This is a genomic window from Pseudoalteromonas sp. OFAV1 (assembly GCF_021532595.1).
Classification (GTDB): Bacteria; Pseudomonadota; Gammaproteobacteria; order Enterobacterales; family Alteromonadaceae; genus Pseudoalteromonas; species Pseudoalteromonas lipolytica_C.
Genome location: NZ_JAKGBG010000092.1, coordinates 1 through 3,294, shown reverse-complemented (window position 1 = coordinate 3,294; position 3,294 = coordinate 1). Strand labels below are relative to the sequence as shown.

Below are 3,294 nucleotides of genomic sequence, written 5' to 3'. Positions count from 1 at the left end.
GTGAAGGTGGCCGTACAGTTGGTGCTGGTGTTGTTGCATCTATCGTTGAGTAATATCAACAGATAGAGCTTCACAGCTTATAAAAAGGTCGCCCTAGGCGGCCTTTTTTAATGCCTGTAGAAAAGCTATCAGCCGTCAGATTAGATCGATATGGTTGTTTAGTTGAGTGCATTCACTCGGATTTACCCTGTTCATTGTTCGGGTAGGTTGGTTTGAGCGAAGCGAAACCCAACACAATCCATATAAACCTGCTCTTTTTCAACTCAAATAACCTTTCCTCTGATTAGGCTTGACCTCGCCCCTTTAAATTTACCCTCGCAAATTCGCTAACTCATATCTAGCAACTAGCCTATTTATTTCCACTAAAACTAATTACTTACCTTCTTGCGCTGCTTTTTTTGGTTTCATCATTTTGTCATGAAAAGTCACTTTTTCAGTAACAAAACACTCATAGGATGGCTGCGCTAATTAACCAAGCGCAGCTTAATTAGCTCCAAACTCTTAAAAATAACGTACTAACGGAACGTAACGATGAAAATTAATAAAATTGCGACTGCAATTGGTTTAACGTTGGCATTGTCAGCGACGGCCAATGCAGGTGTGTTACCAGACAGTCAAAAACAAAATGATTGGTATAGTGCCGCTGAAGCTACATTAACAAAAAAAGAAGCGGCAGCTCAGGCTGAGCAAACGTTTAAAGCTAAAAATGTCATTCTATTTGTTGGCGATGGTATGGGTATCTCAACGCTAACTGCGTCACGTATCATGGCAGGTCAAATGGAAGGTAAGTCGGGTGAAGAAGGCTTATTAAGCTTTGAAGAGTTCCCTTACTCGGCGCAAATCAAAACCTACAACGTTGATGCGCAAACACCTGACTCTGCAGGCACAATGACAGCGATTATTTCTGGCGTTAAAACTGATGTAGGTGTAATTGGTGTTAACGAAAACATTGAGCGTGGCAAGTGTGCAACAGTTGCAGGTAATGAATTAATCACTGCTACGGAACTTGCAGAAATCAAAGGTCTAGCAACAGGCGTTATTTCAACAGCCCGTATTACTCACGCAACACCAGCTGCAACCTATGCAAAATCAGCTGACCGTAACTGGGAAGACGTATCTGATATGCCTGCTGATGCAGTAGAAGCAGGTTGTGAAGACATTGCCTCACAACTTGTTAATTTCGAGAAGAACCTTGAAGCACGCTTCGTAGGTACTGATGTAGACGGCCTTGAAGTGGTGATGGGCGGTGGTCGTCGTCACTTCTTACCGAAAGATGCGGCATTCAACTCAGCTGATGCTGTCAGTGAAGTCGAAGGTGACCGTACGGATGAGCGTGATCTAACTGCTGAATGGCAAGAAATGTATCCTGATGGCAAGTACGTAATGGACCAAGCTGGCTTCGATACGCTCAATGCTGATACCAAGCGTGTATTTGCATTATTCAATGAATCACACATGCAATACGAAGCAGACCGCGCTAACGATGTAGCGGGGGAGCCGTCATTATCTGCAATGACTGGCAAAGCAATTGATATCTTAAAGAACAACGAAAAAGGCTTTTTCTTAACGGTTGAGTCGGGTCGTATCGACCATGGTCACCATGCGGGTAACGCTTTTAATGCACTAAGCGATACTGTTGAATTTGCTAAAGCGGTGCAAACAGCAGTTGAAAATACTAACCCTGAAGAAACACTTATCCTAGTAACAGCTGACCACAGTCACGTATTCACTATTGCAGGCTATCCAAAACGTGGTAACCCAATTTTAGGTAAAGTAGTAGCCGTTGGCAGTGAAGAACCAAGCCTAGCAGCAGATGGTATGCCATACACCACAGTTGGTTATGCTAATGGTTTAGGTTTTCGCGATTTAGGTGATGAAACCAATGCGGAAGTATCTTACAACGAGGCTCCATTTGCAGGTCGTGTTGATTTAACGGGGGTTGATACAACTGCACCTGGTTATCACCAAGAAGCAACAGTGCCATTAGGTTCAGAGACCCACGCAGGTGAAGATATTTCACTGCATGCAAAAGGTCCCGGTGCGCAACTAGCACAAGGCGTTGTGGAGCAAAACGTAATTTTCCACATCATTAACCAAGCTCTAGAACTAATTGAAGAATAATGGCGACGACGATGAAAAAACTAAATTTAATTTCTCTTGCTGTAGTAGTGGCATTAGCAGGCTGTTCTGATGATGACGATAAAAGCTCAACAAAAACACTGACTGTTGAAAATACTCTAGCGGTTGGTTCTGAGCAGTGTGTAAACGGTGGTACAGAAACCCTAACAGGTGCAGATAGCAACGATAATGGTGAGCTAGACTCAGCAGAAGTAACTGATACAACAGTGTCATGTAATGCACCGGCAACCTCGTTAACTGCATCGCAATTAGCGCCACTGACTGACAATGACTGGTTTAAGTCAGCACAAGTTAAAGTTGCTACTAGCGAAGAAAATATTGCTGCAGTTGTAAAAGAGTCAGGTAAAGCGAAAAACGTGATTCTATTTGTTGGTGACGGCATGGGTATTTCGACCGTAACAGCTGCGCGTATTATGGCAGGTCAGCTAGAAGGTAAGTTGGGTGAAGAGCACCAACTTAGCTTTGAAAAACTACCATTCTCTGGTTTTGCTAAAACCTATAACGTTGATGCACAAACACCAGATTCAGCGGGTACGATGACGGCAATGGCGTCAGGTGTAAAAACTGATGCAGGTGTGATTGGTGTAGATGAAAATATCGAACGCGGTAACTGTGCAACGGTTGCGGGTAATGAGCTAGTTACTGCCACTGAGCTGGCAGAGATCGCGGGTAAGTCGACAGGTATTGTATCTACAGCGCGTATCACTCACGCAACGCCTGCAGCAACGTATGCAAAATCGGCTGACCGTAACTGGGAAGACGTATCTGATATGCCAGAAGCAGCAGTGGCAGCAGGTTGTGAAGATATTGCATCGCAATTAGTTAACTTTGAAGCAAACCTCGAAGCTCGTTACGAAGGCCTAGATGTTGATGGCTTAGAAGTTGTGATGGGCGGCGGTCGTCGTCATTTCTTGCCTAAAGATGCAGCTTATAACTCAGCCGATGCAGTGAGCTCGGTAGAAGGTGACCGTACAGATGGTCGCGACCTAACAGCTGAGTGGAAAGCTAAATATCCTGCAGGTCAGTATGTGATGGACCAAGCCGGTTTTGATGCAATCAATGCTGATACGACAGAACGTGTATTTGGTTTATTTAATGAAACTCACATGCAATACGAAGCAGATCGCGCGAACGACGTAGCGGGTGAGCCGTCAC

General features: G+C 44.4%; 2 protein-coding genes. Both read left to right on the top strand.

Translation table 11 applies throughout. From position 1 onward, the window contains the following. Positions 1-531: 531 nt before the first annotated feature. Complete coding sequence (locus L1267_RS23520) at positions 532-2,121, top strand: alkaline phosphatase (protein ID WP_138558976.1); 1,590 nt, start codon at positions 532-534, stop codon at positions 2,119-2,121. 11 nt (positions 2,122-2,132) lie between these two features. Next, the coding region (locus tag L1267_RS23515) for an alkaline phosphatase (RefSeq protein ID WP_235384420.1) at positions 2,133-3,294 on the top strand (1,162 nt) is incomplete at its 3' end.